The 21,058-nt window shown below is 71.2% G+C and carries 18 protein-coding genes and 1 tRNA gene; 4 read left to right on the top strand and 15 right to left on the bottom strand.

Features of this window, described 5'->3' with window-relative positions:
- Position 1: 1 nt before the first annotated feature.
- The 8 genes from mshC to AC30CM_RS10575 all read right to left on the bottom strand — a co-directional run bounded on the left by mshC (position 2) and on the right by AC30CM_RS10575 (position 6,267).
- Positions 2-1,237 (bottom strand): cysteine--1-D-myo-inosityl 2-amino-2-deoxy-alpha-D-glucopyranoside ligase, encoded by a 1,236-nt coding sequence (gene mshC, locus AC30CM_RS10610; RefSeq protein ID WP_490116819.1) that lies wholly within the window; start codon positions 1,235-1,237, stop codon positions 2-4.
- Positions 1,238-1,358: 121 nt separating this feature from the next.
- On the bottom strand, positions 1,359-2,123 hold the full coding sequence (locus tag AC30CM_RS10605) for a 3'(2'),5'-bisphosphate nucleotidase CysQ (protein ID WP_490116818.1): 765 nt from the start codon (positions 2,121-2,123) through the stop codon (positions 1,359-1,361).
- Positions 2,120-2,788 carry a GNAT family N-acetyltransferase gene (locus tag AC30CM_RS10600; RefSeq protein ID WP_490116817.1) on the bottom strand — a complete coding sequence of 223 codons (669 nt, stop codon included), beginning with the start codon at positions 2,786-2,788 and terminating at the stop codon, positions 2,120-2,122. Before AC30CM_RS10600 ends, AC30CM_RS10605 begins: the two co-directional genes overlap by 4 nt.
- 55 nt (positions 2,789-2,843) lie before the next feature.
- Positions 2,844-3,692, bottom strand: a complete 849-nt coding sequence (locus tag AC30CM_RS10595; protein ID WP_490116877.1) for an SCO1664 family protein — start codon at positions 3,690-3,692, stop codon at positions 2,844-2,846.
- Complete coding sequence (locus AC30CM_RS10590; protein ID WP_490116816.1) at positions 3,670-4,260, bottom strand: DUF3090 domain-containing protein; 591 nt, start codon at positions 4,258-4,260, stop codon at positions 3,670-3,672. Before AC30CM_RS10590 ends, AC30CM_RS10595 begins: the two co-directional genes overlap by 23 nt.
- A gap of 98 nt (positions 4,261-4,358) precedes the next feature.
- Positions 4,359-5,051 carry a histidine phosphatase family protein gene (locus AC30CM_RS10585; RefSeq protein ID WP_490116815.1) on the bottom strand — a complete coding sequence of 231 codons (693 nt, stop codon included), beginning with the start codon at positions 5,049-5,051 and terminating at the stop codon, positions 4,359-4,361.
- 31 nt (positions 5,052-5,082) lie between these two features.
- Complete coding sequence (locus AC30CM_RS10580) at positions 5,083-5,913, bottom strand: undecaprenyl-diphosphate phosphatase (protein WP_490116876.1); 831 nt, start codon at positions 5,911-5,913, stop codon at positions 5,083-5,085.
- 42 nt (positions 5,914-5,955) lie between these two features.
- On the bottom strand, positions 5,956-6,267 hold the full coding sequence (locus tag AC30CM_RS10575; RefSeq protein ID WP_490116814.1) for a hypothetical protein: 312 nt from the start codon (positions 6,265-6,267) through the stop codon (positions 5,956-5,958).
- A 120-nt stretch (positions 6,268-6,387) separates the two neighbouring features.
- On the opposite strand from AC30CM_RS10575, the gene AC30CM_RS10570 reads away from it, so the two are divergent.
- Genes AC30CM_RS10570 through AC30CM_RS10560 form a run of 3 tightly spaced genes read left to right on the top strand, consistent with a single transcriptional unit; the run spans position 6,388 to position 8,752 of the window.
- Positions 6,388-7,443 carry a YncE family protein gene (locus AC30CM_RS10570; RefSeq protein WP_490116813.1) on the top strand — a complete coding sequence of 352 codons (1,056 nt, stop codon included), beginning with the start codon at positions 6,388-6,390 and terminating at the stop codon, positions 7,441-7,443.
- A gap of 17 nt (positions 7,444-7,460) precedes the next feature.
- A complete protein-coding gene (locus tag AC30CM_RS10565) occupies positions 7,461-7,691 on the top strand; it encodes a DUF5703 family protein (protein WP_490116875.1) in 231 nt (76 codons plus the stop codon).
- Positions 7,688-8,752, top strand: coding sequence for a quinone-dependent dihydroorotate dehydrogenase (locus AC30CM_RS10560; RefSeq protein WP_490116812.1), 1,065 nt, complete (start codon positions 7,688-7,690; stop codon positions 8,750-8,752). The genes AC30CM_RS10565 and AC30CM_RS10560 overlap by 4 nt, the downstream gene beginning before the upstream one ends.
- Before the next feature lie 4 nt (positions 8,753-8,756).
- Here the strand turns inward: AC30CM_RS10560 and AC30CM_RS10555 are convergent, their stop codons facing one another.
- Both AC30CM_RS10555 and AC30CM_RS10550 read right to left on the bottom strand, forming a co-directional pair.
- The gene (locus tag AC30CM_RS10555) at positions 8,757-9,281 is read right to left on the bottom strand and encodes a YbhB/YbcL family Raf kinase inhibitor-like protein (RefSeq protein ID WP_490116811.1); all 525 of its coding nucleotides are present in this window, start codon (positions 9,279-9,281) and stop codon (positions 8,757-8,759) included.
- 45 nt (positions 9,282-9,326) lie between these two features.
- Entirely contained in the window at positions 9,327-10,715 is a 1,389-nt protein-coding gene (locus tag AC30CM_RS10550; protein WP_490116810.1) for a M20/M25/M40 family metallo-hydrolase, read from the bottom strand.
- Positions 10,716-10,739: 24 nt separating this feature from the next.
- On the opposite strand from AC30CM_RS10550, the gene AC30CM_RS10545 reads away from it, so the two are divergent.
- Positions 10,740-10,828 (top strand) — tRNA-Leu (locus tag AC30CM_RS10545).
- A gap of 168 nt (positions 10,829-10,996) precedes the next feature.
- On the opposite strand, the gene AC30CM_RS10540 is transcribed toward AC30CM_RS10545, so the two are convergent.
- The 5 genes from AC30CM_RS10540 to AC30CM_RS10520 form a co-directional block, all read right to left on the bottom strand.
- The gene (locus AC30CM_RS10540; RefSeq protein ID WP_490116809.1) at positions 10,997-14,791 is read right to left on the bottom strand and encodes a bifunctional nitrate reductase/sulfite reductase flavoprotein subunit alpha; all 3,795 of its coding nucleotides are present in this window, start codon (positions 14,789-14,791) and stop codon (positions 10,997-10,999) included.
- A gap of 56 nt (positions 14,792-14,847) precedes the next feature.
- Positions 14,848-16,260, bottom strand: coding sequence for a nitrate/nitrite transporter (locus AC30CM_RS10535; RefSeq protein WP_490116808.1), 1,413 nt, complete (start codon positions 16,258-16,260; stop codon positions 14,848-14,850).
- A 169-nt stretch (positions 16,261-16,429) separates the two neighbouring features.
- Positions 16,430-17,203 carry a DUF1206 domain-containing protein gene (locus tag AC30CM_RS10530; protein ID WP_490116807.1) on the bottom strand — a complete coding sequence of 258 codons (774 nt, stop codon included), beginning with the start codon at positions 17,201-17,203 and terminating at the stop codon, positions 16,430-16,432.
- Positions 17,204-17,314: 111 nt separating this feature from the next.
- Positions 17,315-19,741, bottom strand: a complete 2,427-nt coding sequence (locus tag AC30CM_RS10525) for a hypothetical protein (protein ID WP_490116806.1) — start codon at positions 19,739-19,741, stop codon at positions 17,315-17,317.
- Between the two features lie 919 nt (positions 19,742-20,660).
- Entirely contained in the window at positions 20,661-21,050 is a 390-nt protein-coding gene (locus AC30CM_RS10520) for a universal stress protein (protein ID WP_490116805.1), read from the bottom strand.
- Between the last annotated feature and the right edge of the window lie 8 nt (positions 21,051-21,058).

Below are 21,058 nucleotides of genomic sequence, written 5' to 3'. Positions count from 1 at the left end.
ACTACAGGGTGACCCCGAGCAGGGCGTCGACGGCCGCAGCGACCGTGCGCGGGGCCCCCGCGTCGTGACCGCCGTACTCCAGGGCATCGGCCGACCAGCCGTCCAGCGCGGCAAGCGCTTTCGGGGTGTCCAGGTCGTCGGCGAGGTACTGCCGGACCCGCGCGACGACGTCGTCGGCCGCCGGGCCCGCGGGCAGCCCCGCCGCCCGCCGCCACGTGGCCAGGCGGGTCTGGGCCTCGGCGAGCACGTCGTCGCTCCAGAACCGGTCGCTGCGGTAGTGGCCGGCGAACAGCCCCAGCCGGATCGCCGACGGCTCGACGCCGTCGGCCCGCAACCGGGACACCAGCACCAGGTTGCCGCGACTCTTGCTCATCTTGTGGCCGTCCCAGCCGATCATGCCGGCGTGCACGTAGTGCCGTGCGAACCGCCGCTCGCCGGTGACGGCCTCGGCGTGCGCGGCGGAGAACTCGTGGTGGGGAAAGATCAGGTCGCTGCCGCCGCCCTGCACGTCGAGGTCGGTGCCCAGACGCGACAGCGCGATCGCCGCACACTCCACGTGCCAACCGGGCCTGCCCGGCCCGAACGGCGACGGCCAGCTGGGCTCGCCGGGACGCTCCGCACGCCACAGCAGCGCGTCGAGCGGATCGGCCTTGCCCGCCCGGTCGGGATCGCCGCCGCGCTCACCGAACAGGCGCAGCATGGTCTCGCGGTCGTACCCCGACTCGTAGCCGAACTGCAGCGTCGCATCGGCCCGGAAGTACACGTCCGGGTACTCGTCGTCCACGACGTAGGCCGCACCCGAGGCCAGCATCTTCTCGACCAGCTCGACGACCTCGGCGATGGCGTCGGTGGCCGCCACGTAGTCGTGCGGCGGCAGCACCCGCAACGCCGCCATGTCCTCGCGGAACAGTTGGGTCTCGCGGTCGCCGAGCGTCCGCCAGTCGATGCCGTCACGCTCGGCCCGCTCGAACAGCGGATCGTCGACGTCGGTGACGTTCTGCACGTAGCGCACGGTGCGGCCGGAGTCCAGCCACAGCCGATGCACCAGGTCGAAGGTCAGGTAGGTGGCGGCATGCCCCAGGTGTGTCGCGTCGTACGGGGTGATGCCGCAGACGTACATCGTCGCGACGTCGCCGGCGGACACCGGGCGCACCTGCCGGTCGGCGCTGTCGAAGAGCCGCAGTTCCGGACCGCGCCCCAGCACCTCCGGCACTGCCGGTGCGGGCCACGATTGCATGGCGTCGACTCTAGTTTCGATGTCCGTCTCCTCGCGTACGGGGGTGTCCGTGTCATGTCGCGCGTCGGCGCGGCGCCTCCATTCGGACGCCTCGCGGGTCCGATCCATTCCCGCGTGCGGGTCAGAGGACGCTTGCGATGGCCGTCAGCAGCGGTTCGGCGAACTCCTGCCGGCACATCAGCAGGTCCGGCAGGTACGGGTCCGGGCGGTTGTAGAGCAGCGGCGAGCCGTCGATGCGCGAGGCGTGCAGGCCGGCGGCCCGCACCACGCCGGCAGGCGCCGCGGAGTCCCACTCCCACTGGCCACCGGCGTGCACGTACGCGTCGACCTCGCCACGAACCACCGCCATGGCCTTGGCGCCTGCGGACCCGATGCCGATCAGTTCGACGTCGATGACGTCGCGCAGGTACCACAGCAGCGTCGGCGGCCGGTGCCTGCTGGTGGCGATCCGGATGGGACCGGGCGCGCGCGGCGGCGGACCGGTGACGGTGTCGGTGCGGTAGACGATGCCGGAGGCGGGCAGGCCCACCACGGCGTCGGAGATGCCACCCGCGCCGGATGCGTCCCCCGCCCCGCGTTGCCACAGCGCGATGTGCACCGCCCAGTCGACGCGGCGCGGGATCGAATACTCCCGCGTGCCGTCGACGGGATCGACGATCCACACGCGGTCGGCCGACAGCCGGGCGAGATCGTCGGCGGCCTCCTCCGACAGCACCGCGTCCCGGGGCCGCTCCTGCGCCAGGCGCTTCAGGATGAGGTCGTTGGCCCGGCGGTCGCCGAGATCGCCGAGACCGTACGGGTCGGCGAACCCCACCTGCTCGCGCAGGGCCAGGAGCAGCTCGCCGGCCTCGGTTGCGATCTGCGCGGCCAGGGCCGCGTCCGTCATGCCTTCGGCACGGCGCCGGGCGCGCGCACCACCATGGGGACCGCCGGGAAGCACGCCGCCATCTCCGACCGCGACCGACGCAGCGCCGCCGTGCCGAAGCCGCGGTGGCGGTGCTCGGGGTGGATCCAGATGCGCACGTTGACCTCGCCTGCCACCAGCTCACCGAACACCATGCCCACCTTCTGGGCGCCGTCCAGGGCGACGAACCACACCGCTTCCTCGGCCGAGACCCGACCCAGCGCGGCGGCGATCTCGTCGTCCAGCGACCCCGCCGGGCCGCCCGAGCCGTCACCGGTGGCGCCGACGTCCTCGGTGCGCGCGGCGAACAGGTCGCGGTCCTCGGTACCGGAGAACGGTCGCAGCGTCAGGTCGTCACCCGAACTGGCCGGGCGTTCGGCGAACGTGAAGGTGAGCTGCTTGTTGAGGTCGTCCAGTTCCTCGGCGATGCGCCTGCGCGAGTCGCGGGTCAGCCGGTCGAACTGCATCGCCATCACGGCCTCCCCGCCCTGCTGCGACGTCTCCAGCAGCGTGGCGATGGCCTTGACCGCGGCCGCCTTGTCCTGCGCCTCGACGATCACGTCGAGCACCTCGTGCCTGCGGTCCAGCGCCTTGAGGAGGGCATCGGTCAGCTCGCGGCGGGCGGCGGCCTTGTCATGATCGGTCATGTGCGCCAGCGTAGAACACGACACCGTTCGGCACGGACCGTTACCGCACCGGACCCTAAAAAGCCGGCCACGGTATGGGGCGGTGCCGATCGGGCGTCGGCATCACCGGATCCTCAAGCAGGGCAATGGTTCTGAGGTACAGCGCGGTGATCTCCTCGGCGGTCACGAAGGGTTCCAGCTGGGCTCCCAGGTCGCCGTCCACCGCGTCGCGCAGCCGTCGGACGTCGGCGAGGACGTCGTCGTCCACGGGCTTGCCCGCCCAGCCCCACAGCACCGTGCGCAGTTTGTCGTCGCAGTGCAGGCTCACACCGTGGTCCACGCCGTAGACCCGGCCGTCCAGGCCGTGCAGGATGTGCCCGCCCTTGCGGTCGGCGTTGTTGATCAACACGTCGAACACCGCCATCAGACGCAGTCGCGGATCGTCGGCGTGCACCAGGGTCACCTCGTCGCCGCGATGGTCGTAGGCCTGCAGGATCGGCAGGTAGCCGGGCGGCACGCGATCGGCGGGAACCAGATCCACGAGGTCGAGGGCATCGCCGGGCATGTCGTCGGGGTCCGGCTGCTCCACCCACCGCTGCACCATGCCCGGGCCCACCGGTCCGTCGCGAACCACGGTGCGGGGTACCACGTTCCACCCCAGCGCGGCCGACACCAGGTAGGCGCCGTACTCGCGGCCGGCCAGCGTGCCGTCGGGAAAGTCCCACAGCGGCGCCTCGCCGCGCACCGGCTTGTACACGCACTGTTCCACCGCATCGCCGAACACCGCCTCGCACAGGAACGTGGCGTTGCTCGCCGACCGGATCCGCCCGACGACGGTCAACTCGCCGCGGAGCAGGACCTCGTCGGCGGCCCCGGTGGCCCCGTCGGCCCCGTCGGCGGCCTCAGAACTCGGCGTCGTCACCATCTCCCCCGCCGAACGCACCGCGCCGGTATCCGTTGGTGCGCACGCAGATGTGGCCTGCGGGGTCGAGCGGCTCGTCACACAGCGGGCACGGGGGCCGCCCCGCGGAGATCACCCGGTTGGACCGCGTCGCGAACTCCCGCGCCGACTCCGGCGTGAGGAACACCCGCACCGCGTCCGGGCCGTCCTCGGCGTCGTCGAGCACCACCGACGCGTCGAACTCCGTCTCGGACACCGCGAGCAACTCGACCACGACCGTCTGCGCCTCGGAGTCCCAGCCCAGGCCCATGGTGCCGACCCGGAACTCGGCGTCGACCGGCATGATCAGCGGGCTCAGGTCGTCCACCTCGCCGGTGTCCGGCGGGATGGGGGTGCCGAACCTGCGGTTGATCTCCAGCAGCAGCGCGGCGATGCGCTCGGCGAGCACCGCCACCTGCTGCTTCTCCAGCATCACCGAGATGACGCGCTTGTCGTGGACCGCCTGCAGGTAGAACGTTCGGTTTCCCGGTTGCCCAACGGTCCCGGCCACGAAGCGGTCGGGTGAGCGGAAGACGTGAATCGAACGGGGCATGGCCCTTCCAAAATACCGGTATCGAGGTGAGGTGGTGCCGTCAGGCGCGCGGCGTCAGTCGGTGGTCAGTCCGTGGTCGGTCCGTGGTCGGTCCATGGTCAGTCCGGGGACCCTCCGACGACGGCGTCGGTGGCGTCGGTAACCGGTGCCTGCTCCGGCTTGGGGACGAGCGCCGACGTGAGCGCGCTGCCCGTGTGGTTGACGTGCAGCACGAACGGGCGCACCGACGTGTAGCGGATCACGCTCATCGACGCCGGGTCGGCGGTGATGCGCTGGAACCCGTCGAGGTGCACGCCCAACGCGTCGGCCACCACGGCCTTGATCACGTCGCCGTGCGTGCACGCCACCCACAGCGCGTCGCCACCGTGGGTCTCGGCCAGTACCCGGTCGTGCTCCCGGATCGCCGCCACCGCCCGCGCCTGCACCTGCGCGAGCCCCTCCCCGTCGGGGAACACCGCGGCGCTGGGGTGCTGCTGCACGACCGCCCACAGCGGTTCCTTCAGCAGGTCGGCGATCTTGCGTCCCGTCCACTGCCCGTAGTCCACCTCGATCAGCCGGTCGTCGACCACCGGGGTGAGGTTGCGGGCGGCGGCCAGCGGGGCGACGGTGCTGGCACAGCGCAGCAGCGGCGACCGCACGATCGCCACCACGGGCAGTTCGCCGACCCGGTCGACGAGGGCCTCGGCCTGCGCCCGGCCCTTGTCGTCGAGGTCGACGCCCTCGGAGCGCCCGGCCAGCGTGTGCGCGGTGTTCGACGTGGAGCGACCGTGGCGCAGCAGGATGACCGTCACGCGACCATTCTTACCGTGACCGCGTGACGCGTCACTGCGCAGCCACGGTTCCCGTGGCCAGCAGGCCCAGCACCACCACGGCGACCACCACGCGGTAGCCGACGAACCAGTACATGCTGTGGTTGACCAGGAACTTCAGGAACCAGGCGATGGCGGCGTAGCCCACCACGAACGCGATGACGGTGCCCACCAGCAGCTGCAGACCCGTGGCGCTCTGCCCGGTGCCCTCCGGGTGGAACGCATCGGGCAGCGAGAACAGCCCCGACGCCAGCACGGCCGGGATGGCCAGCAAGAAGCCGAACCGGGCCGCCGCTTCGCGCTTCTGGCCGAGGAACAGGCCGGTGCTGATCGTCACGCCCGACCGCGAGACGCCCGGGATGAGGGCCAGCGCCTGCGAGGTGCCGATGATCACGCTGTCTCGCCAGGTGAACGTCTCGATGGGCCGGGTCTGCCTGCCGAAGTACTCGGCGGCGGCGATGACCGCCGAGAACACCAGCAGCGCGGTGGCGATGATCCAGAGGTTGCGGATGTCGTCGCGGATGTAGTGCTTGAACGCCAGGCCGACGATGCCGATGGGGATGGTGCCGATGATGACCCACCACCCCAGCCAGTAGTCGGGGGTGCGCCGCTGCGGGTCCCGCAGGCCGCCGAACCATGCGGCCAGGATGCGGCCGATGTCCCTGGCGAAGTAGATCAGCACCGCCAGTTCGGTGCCGATCTGGATCACCGCGGTGAACGAGGCACCCGCGTCACGGTCGAAGAAGACGGTGGAGACGATGGCCAGGTGTCCCGACGAGGAGACCGGCAGAAACTCCGTCAGACCCTGGACGATCGACAGCACGATCACCTGTAGCCACGTCATGGCAGCGTCCATCACGCCGATGACCGTACCGTGAGCGAACTGTCAGCGAGCTGTACGCGGCACCGGCTGCGCCGCGGCCACCGCGTCGCGCACCGCGGCGGCGAGACTCCGTTCGTCGGTCACGTCCACGTGCGCCAAGCTGCGCGACGCCGTCGCCACCACGTCCTCGTCCTGTGGCACCGGCCCGCTGGTGCGCGGCCGATACACCTGGACCAGCAACGTCTGCCGGTCGACCTGGAAGGAGAACGAGCGCCCGTCGCCGACCGAGCCGAAGCCGCTGCCGTACACCCCGGTCGAGATGTCCTCGAACCCGAAGCGGTCGGCGGCCACGTGGTCGTTCGCCGCGAGGGTCATCGAGTGACCATACCGTCGGCCGTACGGTAGGCGCGGCGATACGCGCCCGAGACGGCACCTGCGGCTTGCCTACACTCGACGGTCGACCGTCTCAACGCACACACGTCCGAGAGCTACCCTTTGCCACGCGAACGAAACATCGTCCCTCGGCCACGCCGCGCCGCCCTGGCCGGCCTCACCGCCGTTGCCGCCGTCGTCGCCGTGGCGTGTTCGTCCACCGATCAGGCCGACGCCCCGCCGCCGACCATCGCACCCGCCACGGCCGCCGTGTCACCGCCGGCCACGCAACCGGACGGCGTCGTGCGCAGCCTGACCGCGCCCGGCACGGCCAGCGTGTTCGACGCCCGCACCCGCGTGCTCGCGGTGCTCACCACCGTCCCCCAGGGCACCTCGGCGCTGACGCTGTTCGGCACCGACGGCGGCAGTCGCACCGTGCCGCTGCCCGCGGCGGGCAGCGCGCTGACCGGTGACGGTGACGGCACCGCCTTCGTGGCGACGCGTGGCGGTTACCTGCGCGTCGGGCTCGGCGGGGGCAGTGACGACGGGCGGGTGCGCAGCGTGGCCGTGGACGACGCGGCAGGCGTCGACTTCACCGCGATCGCCCACCGCGCCGACGGCCTGCTCGCGCTCGGCACCGCCGACGGGGCCGTGTACACGCTGGGTTCGGACACGGCGGTCAAGGCCCGGCTGAAGATCTTCGCCCGCGTCGACGCGCTGGCCGTCCAGGGCAACACGGTGGCCGTGCTCGACCGTGGACAGACGTCGGTCACCACGGTGGACCCGTCCGGGGAGAAGGCCCAGCACGCGCTGCGCGCCGGTGAGGGCGCCACCACCATCGCCGCCGACCCGCAGGCCCGGTTCCTGGTGGCCGACACCCGGGGCGAGTCGCTGCTGGTCTTCGGCACGGATCCGCTGATGCTGCGGCAGCGCTATCCCGTGGGCGGCGCCCCCTACGGCCTCGCGGGCTCGCAGAAGCTGGCGTGGGTGTCGGAGACGGCGACGAACGTCGTGGTTGGTTACGATCTGGCCACCGGAATACCCGTCGAGAAGGTGCGTCATAGGACCGTGCAGCAACCGAACTCCCTGGCTTTCGACGACGCCTCGAACACGTTGTTCGTGGTGTCCGGCTCGGGTGCGGGCGTGCAGGTGATCCGCGACGCGGTGCCGGGCTCGTGAGTGCGCAGCGCGGCCGCATGCCCAAGGCGTGGGAGGCCGACCTCTCCGACGACTACGAGTGGATTCCGCTGCGGCTCCCGCCCGACGTGACCCGCCTCACGGCGTCGACGCGATTGTCCATCGAGGCCGAGTACCGAGGATGGGAGCTGACGCGCGTGCGGCTGTACACCGACGGATCCCGGCGGGTGCTGCTGCGCCGCCGCAAGACCGCCGCCGACCGCCTCCTCGGCGACCAGCCGGCATCGTGACGTACCAGCTGCTGCGCCGCGTCCTGTTCCTCGTCGACCCCGAACGCGTGCACACCTGGATCTTCGCCGCGCTGCGCGCCGTCACCGCCCCGGCACCGCTGCGGCGGGCCCTCCTGCGGCGCCTCGGGCCACGCGATCCGGCGCTGGCCTCGACGGTGTTCGGCGTGCGCTTCCCGGGGCCGGTGGGATTGGCCGCCGGGTTCGACAAGGACGGCACGGGGTTGCACACCTGGGGCGCACTGGGATTCGGCTATGCCGAGGTGGGCACCGTGACCGCCGCCGCGCAGCCGGGAAACCCGCGGCCGCGACTGTTCCGCCTGGCCGCCGACCGCGCGCTGCTGAACCGGATGGGCTTCAACAACCACGGTTCGGCCGCACTCGCACGCCGGCTGGCCGCCAGCCGTCCCGACGTGCCCATCGGCGTCAACATCGGCAAGACCAAGGCGACGCCCGCGCACGACGCGGTGGCCGACTACGCCGCGAGCGCCCGCCGCGTCGGCGAGTTGGCGGCGTTCCTGGTGGTCAACGTCAGCTCGCCGAACACCCCGGGACTCCGGGACCTGCAGGCCGTCGAGTCGCTGCGGCCGATCCTCGCCGCCGTGCGCGCGGCGACCTCCACGCCGGTGCTGGTGAAGATCGCCCCCGACCTGTCCGACGACGACGTGGACGCCATCGCCGACCTCGCCGTGGACCTGGGCCTGGCGGGCATCGTGGCCACCAACACCACGATCTCGCGCGACGGCCTCGTCACCCCCGGGGTCGCCGAGCTGGGTGCCGGGGGCATCTCGGGTGCGCCGGTGGCACGGCGCTCCGTCGAGATCCTGCGCAGGCTGTACCGGCGCGTCGGGGGCCGCCTGGTGCTGATCAGCGTCGGCGGCATCGAGACCGCCGACGACGCCTGGGAGCGGATCACCGCGGGCGCATCGCTGGTCCAGGGTTACACCGGTTTCGTCTACGGCGGCGGCCTGTGGGCCAAGCGGCTGCACGACGGGTTGGCGGCGCGGCTGCGCGCCGGGGGCCACGCCTCGCTGGCCGACGCCGTCGGGTCGGCCAGCGGGTGAGCGGCTACTTCTGCTCGTAGGTGCCGTGGATGACGGCCCTGGCGATCGCGTGACCGAACAGGTTGAAACCGAGGTAGGCCGGCGTGGCGTTCTCCGGCAGGTCCAGCTTCTCGACGTCGACCGCGTGCACGGCGACGTAGTACCGGTGGGGTCCGTGCCCGGCGGGCGGGGCCGCGCCGATGAACCGCTTGACCGAGGCGTCGTTGGTCAGCGTGACCGCGTCACCGGGCAGGCTGCTGCCGTCGCCGATGCCGGCGGGCAGCTCGGTGACGGTGGCGGGCAGGTTGGCCACGGCCCAGTGCCAGAATCCCGAGCCCGTCGGCGCGTCGGGGTCGTACATCGTCACCGCGAAGCTGCGGGTCTCCTCGGGGAACCCCGACCAGCTCAGATCCGGTGAGACGTCGGATCCGCCTGCGCCCATGATGCCGCTGACCTGGTCGTTGCCGAACGGCTGACCGTCGGTGATGGCCTTCGAGGTGAGCGTGAAGGTGGGCAGCTGAGGCAAGGCGTCGTACGGAGAGGCGGCCATGGTGTCCTTTCGGGTTCGGGTGTGCGGTCGTCGGTTGCGGTCTTGCTAGCAGGTGCGCAGGAAGCGCTCCAGCACGCGGGCGCCGAATTCCAGCGCGTCCACGGGTACCCGTTCGTCGACCCCGTGGAACAGGGCCGAGAAGTCCAGATCGGCGGGCAACCGCAGCGGCGCGAATCCGAAGCAGCGAATTCCCAAGCGCACGAACGCCTTTGCGTCGGTGCCGCCGGAGAGCATGTACGGCACGGTGCGCGCGCCCGGATCCAGTGCGAGCAGGGCGGCGTTCATGGCGTCCACCAGGTCGCCGTCGAACGTCGTCTCCACCGACGGCAGGTCGCGCTCCCAGGAGCGGGTGACGTCGGGCCCGATCAGCTCGTCGACCTCGCGTTCGAAGGCCTCCTTGCGGCCGGGCAGCACGCGGCAGTCGACCATGGCCTCGGCCGTCGCCGGGATGACGTTGGCCTTGTAGCCGGCCTTGAGCATCGTCGGGTTGGCGGTGTCGCGCAGCGTCGCGCCGACGATGCGGGCGATGCCCCCGAGCTTGGCGATCTGCCCCTCGATGTCGGGGGACGTGACGTCGAACTCGACGCCCATCTCCTCGCCGACGGCGGTCAGGAACTGCTCGACGGATTCGGTGAGCACCACCGGGAATTGGTGGCGTCCCAGCGTGGCGACGGCCTGCGCGACGGCGGTGACCGCGTTGTCGTCATGCACCATCGACCCGTGACCGGCCCGGCCACGCGCCGTCAGCCGCATCCAGGCCAGGCCCTTCTCGGCCGTCTCGACGAGATAGAGCCTGCGCTCGCCGCCGTCGCGCGTCGGCACCGTCAGCGAGAAGCCGCCGACCTCCCCGACGGCCTCGGTGACGCCGGCGAACAGCTCCGGCCGGTGGTCGACGAGCCACTGCCCGCCGTACTTGCCGCCGCTCTCCTCGTCGGACAGGAACGCGAACACCAGGTCACGCGGCGGCACGATGCCGTGCCGCTTGAAGTGCCGTGCGACGGCGATGGTCATGCCGACCATGTCCTTCATGTCCACCGCGCCGCGGCCCCACACGTACCCGTCCTCGACGGCGCCGGAGAACGGGTGCACGCTCCAGTCGGCGGGCTCGGCGGGCACGACGTCGAGGTGCCCGTGGACCATCAGCGCGCCACGGGACGGGTCGGCGCCCGCGAGTCTGGCGAAGACGTTGCCGCGGCCGGGCGCGCCGGCCTCGACGTAGGTGGTCTCGTAGCCGACCTCCTCGAGCTGGGCGGCGACCCAGCGCGCACACTCGGCCTCGCCCTTGGTGGTCTCCAACTCCCCCGTGTTCGAGGTGTCGAAGCGGATGAGTTCACTGACCAGGCCTACGACCTCGGCCGCCACGTCGTCGGCAACGCTCACGTCACCATTCGTACCACCACCGCACCATGCCGGTTTGGGTCCGGGGTGTCCCATCCGTTAACCTAAGTCGCCCACTAGGTCCGAGTGGCGGAATGGCAGACGCGCTAGCTTGAGGTGCTAGTGCCCTATTAACGGGCGTGGGGGTTCAAGTCCCCCCTCGGACACCAGAGCACGAAGGCCACGACACACGTCGTGGCCTTCGTCGGTTAAGTGGCCCCGTCGGTTGTGTGGCCCCGTCGGTTGCGTGGTCCCCGTCGGTTGTGTGACCCCGTGCCCGACACTCCGGTCGATGACGGGCCCCTCGGCGTGTCACGTCATCATCCGTGCGCTCGGCGTCAGTACACGTCGCGCACGTAACGTTTCGTGGCGATGAGTTCGCGTTTGTAGTCGCGGGCGGCGTCGGACGAGAGACCGCCGTGGCGGCGGATCACGGTGGTCAGCGCGTCGTCGACGTCGCGGGCCATGCGGCTGGCGTCGCCGCACACGTACAGGTGCGCCCCGTCCTCGAGCCAGCGCCACACGTCGGCGCCGTGCTCGGTCAACTTGTGCTGCACGTAGATCCGCTCCGCCTGGTCCCGCGAGAACGCCAGGTCCAGACGGCTGAGCAGACCGTCGTGCACCATGTCCTCGAGATCGTCGCGGTAGTAGAAGTTCTCGCGGCGATGCCGGTCGCCGAAGAACAGCCAGTTGCGGCCGGCGTGCCCCAGCGCCCGCCGCTCCTGCAGGAACCCGCGGAACGGCGCCACCCCGGTCCCCGGACCCACCATGATCATCGGGACGTCACCGTCCTGCGGCGGCCGGAAGTGCGGCGACGGTTGCAGGAACACCTCCGCGTGCGTCGCGCGGTCGGCCAGGAACGTCGTCGCCACGCCGCCGCGTGCCATCCCCCGCGGGTTGCGGTAGCGCACCACCGACACCGTCAGCTGGATCTCGTGCGGACTCACCAGCGGACTCGACGCGATCGAGTACTGCCGCGGCGTCAACCGCACCAGCACGTCCAACCACTCCTGCGCGTCCGCGCGCACCCCGAACTCCGCCACCACGTCCAACCCGTTGCGCCCCGACAGCCACCGGTCACGCGCGTCGCCGTCCCTGCCGAGCAGCCGGCGCGCCGCCCGGTCGCCACACCGCTCCGCGACGAAGGACAGCAGGTTCGGGGTCGCGCGGCACACGTCGAACGACCGCGTCAGCGCGTCGCGCAACGCCACGTCGGCCCCGTCGACGTGGACCGCTTGCGAGCCGACGAGACCCGTCGCCGCCAGCCACGCGTCCACCACCTCCGCGGAGTTGCTCACGTACACGCCCAGGGCGTCCCCCACCCCGTACGTCACGTCGTGCTCGGAGACGTCGAACCCGAACTGTCGCACCTCCTTGCGCGCCGTCGGCGGGGTCAGCAACACGTTGCGGCTCAACGGCACCCGCAGCGGACGCGCCCGGGTGAAGGCACCGGGCCGCGTACCCGTCCCGGCGGACCGCACCACCCCCGGCTCCCCCGATGCGGTGGCCTCGGCGGCACCCAGCACGGCCGCCACCCGGTCGAACCAGCGGGCCACCGACGCCTCGTCGTGCGCCTCGGCGTCGACGCGCTCGAGCAACCGGGTCGCGCCCAGCTGCGCCAGCCTGCCGTCCAGCGACCTGGCGTGCCCGCAGAAGTCCGCGTAGGCCCGGTCGCCGATGCCCAGTACCGCGAACCGGGTGCCGTCGAGTGCGGGCGCATCGGCGGCACCCAGACGTTCCCAGAACGCCGCGCCGTCGTCGGGCGGACCGCCGTCACCGAAGGTGCTCGTCACCACCAGCAGGTCGGCGACGCCGTCGAGGTCGGCGGGCGTCGCGTCGGCCATCGCCAACAGGCGTGCGCCCGCCACCCGACGCGCCGCCTCCGCGGCCACGTCCTCCGCGGTTCCGGTTTGGGAGGCCCACAGCACCACGGGCCCCGACGGCGAGCCCGGGCCCGGCGCCGACGTCCGCTCGTCGTCGAGGTCCGGCACCCCGGCGCGCTGCGGCATCGTCTCGGCAGGCATCGTCTCGGCAGGCACCGGCGTCAACCGCACCGCACACGCCTTGAACTCCGGTTGCAGCGAATCCGGGTCGACGGCGTCGTTGGTCACCGCGTTGATCGCCAGCTCGGGGCCGTGGACGTCGTTCCAGTGGAATGGGGCGAAGCAGGAGCCGACGCGGACCCGGTCGGAGATCCTGACCGGCAGCACCGCGCGCCCCCGGCGCGAGGCCACCTGCACGCCCGCGCCCGCCGCGATGCCGAGCCGCCGTGCGTCGTCGGGATGGACCTCCACGAACGGTCGCGGGTCGAGCCTGGTGAGCTTGGCGACGCGGCCCGTCTTGGTCATCGTGTGCCACTGGTGGGGCAGCCGGCCGGTGTTGAGCACCATCGGAAAGTCGTCGTCGGGCAGTTCGTCGGCCTCGAGGTGCGGCCTCGGGTGGAACACCGCACGCCGCGACGGCGTGGGGAACGCCAGCCGCGGGCGGCGTCCGTCCTCGGTGACGTGGACGTCCTGGCTGACACCGTCGTTGAGGTAGCGCACCGGGTTGCGGGCGGGACCGTCGGGGGCCACCGGCCATTGCAGGGGCGTGTCGCGCAGCCGTTGGTAACTGGCCCCGCGCAGGTCGTAGCCGGTCCGCGGATTCCAGAAGCCGCGGATCTCGTCGAACACCTCCGCGCTCGAGGCGTAGCGGAAGTGGGCGCCGAAGCCGAGGTGCTCGGCCACCTGGCAGATGAGCCGCCAGTCGGGCGTCGCCTGACCCGGCGGCGGCACCGAACGGTTCAGCAGCGTGAGGGTGCGCTCGGAGTTCACCATGACGGCATCGGATTCGGCCCACAGCGCGGCGGGCAACACGACGTCGGCGTGGGCGGTGGTGGCGGTGTCCCGGTAGGCGTCCTGGCACACCACCAACTCGGCCTTCTCGAGACCGGCGATCACGGTTCCCCGATTGGCCACCGACGCAACGGGATTGGTGCAGATGATCCAGCAGGCCTTGATCTCGCCCGCCGCCATCGCGCGGAACGTCTCGATGGTGCCGGGTCCGACGTCGCTGCGGATGCTGCCCGGTCGAAGACCCCACCGGCGTTCGACGAACGCGCGATCCTCGGGCGACGTCACCGTGCGCTGCCCGGGCAGGCCCGGCCCCATATATCCCATCTCGCGCCCGCCCATGGCGTTGGGTTGGCCGGTCAGCGACATCGGTCCGCTGCCAAGGCGGCAGATGGCGCCGGTGGCCAGATGCAGGTTGCAGATGGCGTTGGTGTTCCAGGTGCCGTGGGTGCTCTGGTTGAGCCCCATGGTCCAGCAGGACATCCACTCGTCCGCCTCGGCGATCATCCGCGCCGCGGTTCTGACGTCCTGCTCGGCGAGGCCCGTGATCTCGGCGACGACGTGCGGCGGATAGTCGGCGAGGAACTCGGGCATGCCCTCCCAGCCCTCGGTGTGCTCGGCGATGAAGTCCTGATCGACGGCGCCGTCGGCGAGCAGCAGGTGCAGCAGACCGTTCAGCAGCGCGAGGTCGGTGCCGGGGCGGATCTGCAGGTACAGGTCGGCCGCGTCGGCCGTCGCGGTGCGTCGCGGGTCCACCACGACGAGCTTGGCGCCGGCCTTGAGGCGATCGGCCATCCGCAGGTGCAGGATCGGATGGCAGTCGGCCATGTTGGCGCCGATGACGAAGAACAGGTCGGCCCGGTCGAAGTCGACGTAGGACCCGGGTGGCCCGTCGGCGCCGAGGGACTGCTTGAAACCCGTTCCCGCGCTTGCCATGCACAGTCGCGAGTTCGACTCGAGGTGCACGGTGCGCAGGAAGCCCTTGGCCAGCTTGGTGGCCAGGTATTGCGCCTCGAGCGACATCTGCCCGGACACGTAGAGGGCCACGGCGTCCGGTCCGTGCTCGTCGACGATGGCCCGCATCCTGGCGGCCGCCTCGGCCACGGCACCGTCGACGTCGACCTCCCGCAGTTCACCGTCACGGCGCACCAGCGCCGTGGTCAGCCGGCCGTCGGCCGCGGCCATGAGTTCGGCGTGCGTGGCGCCCTTGGTGCACAGCCGCCCGAAGTTGCTGGGATGCAACCGGTCTCCGCTGACCCGGGCGATCACGGGGGCCCCAGCCGGGCCGGGGCGGGTCTGCACGGAGATCCCGCACCCGACGCCGCAGTACGAGCACGCCGTCCGGGTCGTCTGCTCGCTCAACCGACCGGGGCGGGCGCGGGCTCGAGGTGCGCGACCGCACGCGTGGACCGCATCCGCAGGAAGACGAACCAGGTCACCACGGCACACACCACGTAGAAGGCCAGGAACACCCAGAACGCGTTGGTGGCCGACTTCGCGGCGCCGACGTAGGACATCCGCAGGGCGATGTTGATGAACACTCCACCGAGGGCTCCCACCGCGCCTGCGAAGCCGATCAGGGCGCCCGACATGCGCCGCGACCAGTCGGCCTTGGCCTCGGCCGTCCAGCCGTCCTTGTCGGCGGCCTTGGCCTCGAAGATCGACGGGATCATCTTGTAGGTCGAGCCGTTGCCCAGCCCGGAGAGCACGAACAGGACGATGAACCCGACGACGTAGCCGACGAACTGCCCACCCGTCGGGGCGCCGGCCGTCGCGTCGTCGAGCATGCCGGCCGCCACCAGGATGCCCGCCGCGAAGATCATCGCCACGAACGTGTACAGCGTGATCGTGCCGCCACCGATCCGGTCGGCGAGCTTGCCGCCCACCGGCCGCGACAGTGAGCCGAGCAGCGGACCCAGGAACGAGATCTGCGCGGCGTGCAGCGCAGCCTGGGCGGGGGTGTCACCACCGGCCAGGAAGTTGATCTGCAAGACCTGACCGAAGGCGAACGAGAACCCGATGAAGGACCCGAACGTGCCGACGTAGAGGAAGCTCATGACCCAGGAATGCTTGTACCGCAGGGCTTCTGCGAGGGCACCCAGGTTGGAGGTCTGGTTGCGCAGGTTGTCCATGAACAGCGCCGCACCGAGCGCGGCCAAGCCGATGAGCACCAGGTAGACGGCGCAGACGAGTTCGGCAGCGGTGTTGCCGACGGTGGCGATGACCAACAGCCCGACGAGCTGGATGACCGGCACGCCGATGTTGCCGCCGCCCGCGTTGAGACCCAGCGCCCAACCCTTGAGCCGTTGGGGGTAGAACGCGTTGATGTTGGTCATGGACGACGCGAAGTTGCCACCGCCGAAGCCCGCGAACGCCGCCACGACCATGAACGTGGTGTAGGTGGTGCCCGGGGTCGTCATGGCCCACAACGTCAGGATCGTCGGGACGAGCAGCAGCAGCGCGCTGACGATGGTCCAGTTGCGTCCCCCGAAACGCGCGGGGGCGACGGTGTAGGGGATGCGCATGAATGCCCCCACCAGCGTCGGCACCGCCACCAGGTAGAACTTGCCCGCGGCGTCGATGCCGTAGACGTCCTGCGGCATGAACAGCACCATCACCGACCAGATGGACCAGATCGAGAAGCCGACGTGTTCGGCGAAGATCGACCAGAGGAGGTTGCGGCGGGCCACCTTGTCGTTACCGGCATCCCACGCGGCGACGTCTTCGGCGTCCCAGTCCTGGATGTCGCGGTTCCGTGTGAATTTCGACATGCACCGGTTCTACGGGCTGGCCGTGTTGCACCCGTTGCGCCTCGGTGTCCGCGCTGTCAACACCAACTCACATGCGGTGCGCCGCGTCGCGTGCGCACCGGTACTCGTGGCCGACGCATCACCGAAACACGACGGCAACACGACGCCGGCAGCGTGGTCCGGGGCCGGTTCACATCTTGGCGTGGCGGCTGTGCACGAAGCCGTAGACCCCGTACGCCGCGATGCCGATGGCGGCCAGCACCAACAGGAACTGCCCGAACGGCGCGCCGCCGAGGGTCTTGACCGCGGCGTCGACGCCGGACGCCTTGGCGGGGTCGGAGGTGAGGGTCGCGACGATCACCAGGATGCCGGTGCCCACCAGCACGGCGCCCTTGGCGACGTACCCCGTGATGCCGACGGCGGTGACGCCGGCGCCGCCCCGTACGTCGAGATCTTCGAAGAACTTCTTCGTGACGCCCTTGTAGACGTGGTAGGCGCCCACCGCCCCGACGCCGATGGCAACGGCGAACAGCAGGATGCGTCCCCAGGTGGACTGCATCATGGTGGCCGACATCCCGGCGTTCTGCTGGCCGCTGGACTGGCCGCCGCCCATGGCGAACCGTGCGGCCGAGAACGCCAGGGCCACGTGCACGGCAGCGGTGGCGATGGACTTCACGCGATCCTTGACGTCGTCCTCGACGACGGCCTCCACCACGTGCCAGGCGCCGAGGGCTGCCAGGCCCACTGCGGCGAGCCAGAGCATCACGGTGCCACCGGTTTGCGCGGAAAGTGCTGCGAGCGCCCCAGATTGGTCGGCGTTGCCCGCGCTGCCGAAGGCGAGCCGCAGGACGATCCAGGCGATGAACAGATGCAGGACGCCGCTGGCGGCGAACCCCGCGCGCGCCACGCGTTCGAACCACTCGTTGCCGCGGGCGGTGCGCGCCGCCGCCTTGGTGTCGACCATGCCGGGCGGTTACCCGCGTCGTCCGGCGGGCCAAACCCGGAAATTGACGCCAGACACAACGGTGGGCCCCCGATCACGAGGGCCCACCGCCGTCCGAGTCTTGCCCGAGCGTTACTTGGCGGAGTCACCGCCGCCGGACTCGCCGCCCTTGGACTCGCTGCCCTTGGACTCGCTGCCCTTCGAATCGCCGCCGGTGCTGGAGGAACCGGCCTTGGTCTTGGGCTCGGACTTGTTCGCGCCGGCCGTCTTGGCTCCGGTCGTCGAACTCGACCCGGCCTTCTTGGTGTCGGAGCCGGTCTCGGAGCCCGTGCCCGAACCCTTGGAGCCGGTCTCGGAGCCCGTGCCCGAACCCTTGGTGCCGGAGCCCGTCTCGGAGCCCGTGCCCGAACCCTTGGTGCCGGTCTCGGAGCCCGTGCCCGAACCCTTGGTCTCCGTCTCCGAACCCTTGGTGCCGGAGCCCGTCTCGGAGCCCGTGCCCGCACCCGTTTCCGAACCCGTGTCCGAACCCTTGGTGCCCGTGTCCGTCGAGCCGCCGGTGGCCTGCTCGCCGCCTGCGGTCTCCTCGACGGCCGTCTCCTCGGTGGGCGCCGCGACGCTGCGCAGCGTGAGCACGCGCGCCGAGGGGCTCTGCCCGGGAAGCGAGTTCGCCCCCGCCGCCGGCTGGTCCGGGGTGGTGGTGGGGGCTCCGGTGGCGGTGCCGAGCGCCTGGCCGATGGCGGTGTTGAGCGTGGTGCCCGCCTGTCCGAGCGACTGGTTCAGCGTGGTGCCGACCGTTCCCGCCGTCTGGTTGGCGAGCGTGCCCGCCGCGCCGAGCGCCGTGTTGAGCTGCGTGCCAGCGGTTCCGAGCGCGGTGTTCAGCGTGGTACCGGCCACGCCGAGCCCCTGGGCGGTGGCGGCGACGGTCGCGGTGACACCCGTCGCGAGAGCGGCGAGCGCGCCCACGTAGCCGGCGGGGTTGAGCGGGTTGGACAACACGGTGGCCAGAGCGTTGACGCCCGTCGCCAGCAGGCCTGCACCCGCACCGGCGAACGTGGCCAGCGTGGTCGCGCCGGCCGCGGTGAAGCCGGCCAAGGTGGTCGCTCCGGCGCCGGCGATGCCGCCGAGCGCGATGGCGCCCGCCGAGCCGAACCCGGCCAGACCCTGGACGCCCGCGGTCGAGACGCCGCCGAGTGCCTGCTGCAGCGAGGTGCCGACACCGCCCAGCAGGACGCCGACGGCGCCGAGCGGATCGGGTTGGCCCGCCACGGCGGCGGCCTGGACGTCGGCGGTCTGCACGTCGGCGGCCGCGAAGGCCTGCGGTTCGGCGTTCGCCGCCAGCAGGTTGGTGGTCGGCGCCTGCGTGGCAGCCGGGGTGGGCTGCGGAGCCAGCAGACCGAGCGCCTGCTGGATGGCGGTGGACAGCGTGTTGCCGATGCCCTGCAGCGTGGCCAGCGAGGTGGCGCCTGCGGTGCTGAGACCGGAAACCAGTTGTGCACCACCGGCGGTGGCACCGGCCAGCACTGCGGCACCGACGGTGCCCAGGGTGGCGAGCGCGGTGGCCCCGGGGAACAATGCCGTGCCGATGCCTGCGACAACGGTGTTGCCCGCGCCGAAGAGGCCCAGGGCGCCTGCCGTCTGCAGACCGGCCAGCCCGCTCGTCAGGGCATCCGAGCCTGCGGTGAGCAGGGTGCCCAGCGCCAGGCCGTAGTTCGCGGGGTTGAGCGGGTTTGCCAGGATGGCGGCGACGGCGTTGACGCCGCCGACGGCTGCCGTGTTCAGCGAGTTGCTCACCGTGGCGATCGCGGTCGAACCGGCGACCCCGAGCGTGCCGAGACCGGTGGCGCCCGTGGCGGTCAGGTAGGCAAGCGCCTGTGCGGCAGCCTGTCCGACGCCGGCCAGTCCGGCGGTGGCGGCGAGCGACGTGGTGTCCAAAGCCGTGGTCAATGCGGTGCCGACGCTGGCGAGCGCCTGGGTGCCCGCGGTGGCGAAGCCGACGTAGCCGTCGTTCAGTGCGGTGGCCGCACCGGCGGCGAGGACCGCGATCGCGGACAGCACGCCGTCGGGTGCCAGCTCCGCCAGCGCATTGCCGATGGTGGTGTTGAGCGTGGTGCCCGCGAGACCGAGCGCCTGCAGCGCCTGGGTACCCGCGACGCCGATGCCCTGCGCTCCGCCGGTCAGCGCCGACGAGCCGCCGGCGATCAGCAGCGCCAGGGCCGCCGGGTACGCACCGGGGTTCAGCGGATTGGAGGCGATGGCGGCCAGCGAGGCAAGGCCCGTGTTGGCCAGGGCACCCGCGGTCACACCGATCGTGGTGTTGAGCGTGGTGCCCGCCGTGCCGAGTCCGAGGTTGAGCTGGGTGCCGGCGACGCCGAGCCCCTGCCCGAGTTCGGAGAGCGCGGTGGCAAGGCTGGTGGGGGTGTATTCGGCGAACGTCGTCCGGACCTGATCGGCGGTGGCCGAGAAATCGGGAGCGGGCGGCGCAATCGGGGTCAGTGCGATGGCAGTTGCTCCGACCAGCGCGACGCCGGCCGAGAGAGGAGAACGGAGGGCAAGTTGCATGACAACCCCTTGGGCTAGGAATCGACTCGGTGCAGCAAAAGTTACATCATCGAAATAGCGTTCTCCAAGCGTTTGCAAAGAGACCTTTCGTACGCTTTTTTCGATCATGATGAGCGTTTGCCGGATTTGCCAATGGCGAACTTGCTAGTGCAAAAACCTCCCCACCTTCGGGGTCCGTCGGATGACCTTGATTCGACCCCGGATGGCGCTTTCCAGCACAGTCGGCGACCAGCCCTTGGCACCGCGTCCTCGTGTTCGCCATCAAACGCGAGCAGCCGCGACCTTCCTGGTAATCGAATCGTTACCTCGTCGTCGCAGGTTTGCGACGCGCACGCCCGGCCGGCGGCCGAACACCGGGGAGCAACCTTCGACCTTCGGCGTCGCGTCACCGCCCCCGGCGACTCGAATCACCCTGCCATCAGTGCAGCTAGATTCGCTGGCCGCGGATGCCCTGCCGCCACCATCGGTACGCCGCGCGCACCCGGCGGGCGCGGCGCAGGGTTGCCGTCGACCCTGCCGAGTCGATCGGGGCGCATCCGCAGGCCTACCTGCCGCTGACCGGGAACCCGCCGCGCCCAGTCCGTCACCCGACCCCGCCGGAGCCGTGCCCGACGCGTCGTCGACGATTGTCCGCATTCGATGTTTGAACTGGGTGGTGACGGGCAATTCCACGGGGCTGTTCGCGAATCGATTTTCGCCGTCATTTGTTTGCACGCAGCCCAACGAAGATGGGAATTCGCAGCGCCTCCGGACTGGCTGGCCGCCATTGTCATCGCGATTGTGGCTAACCGATATTGTCGCCCTCGTCAACGTTGGGGCCCGATCGGGGACCGGACGCTCGGCTGCTCCGCGAACGCCTCGTCGAGGCGTTTGCCCATCGCGGACAGTTGCGCGTCCCGGTCACTCCGGACCCGACGCGTCACTCGGCGGGCTTGACCGCCAGGACGGGCTTGCGGCACTCCAGCAGCAACCGCTGGGCGGTGCTGCCCAGCAGCAGCTTGCCCACCGGGTTGCGGTACCGGACCCCGATGACGAGCATCTCGGCCTCGGGGTCGTCCATCGCGTCGAGCAACTCGGCCGCCGGGTCGACCCCCACGGGCTGGGCAATCTCGAACGACACCCCGGCACCGGCCAGCCGAGCCTCGAGCGACCGCACCTGGTCGGTGGAGGCGAATGCGGGGTCGGTGTAGGCGTCGCCCGCCGTGGCGTTCACCACGCGTACCGAGGTGTTCCGCACCTGGGCTGCCGCCAGCCCGTGATCCAGCGCGGCCTCGCCGAACTCGTCGGCGGTGTATCCGATGACGATCATCTCTGCTC

The organism is Mycobacterium sp. DHQP2018-32-09 (genome assembly GCF_058148405.1).
This window is presented reverse-complemented; position numbering and strand designations above follow the sequence as displayed.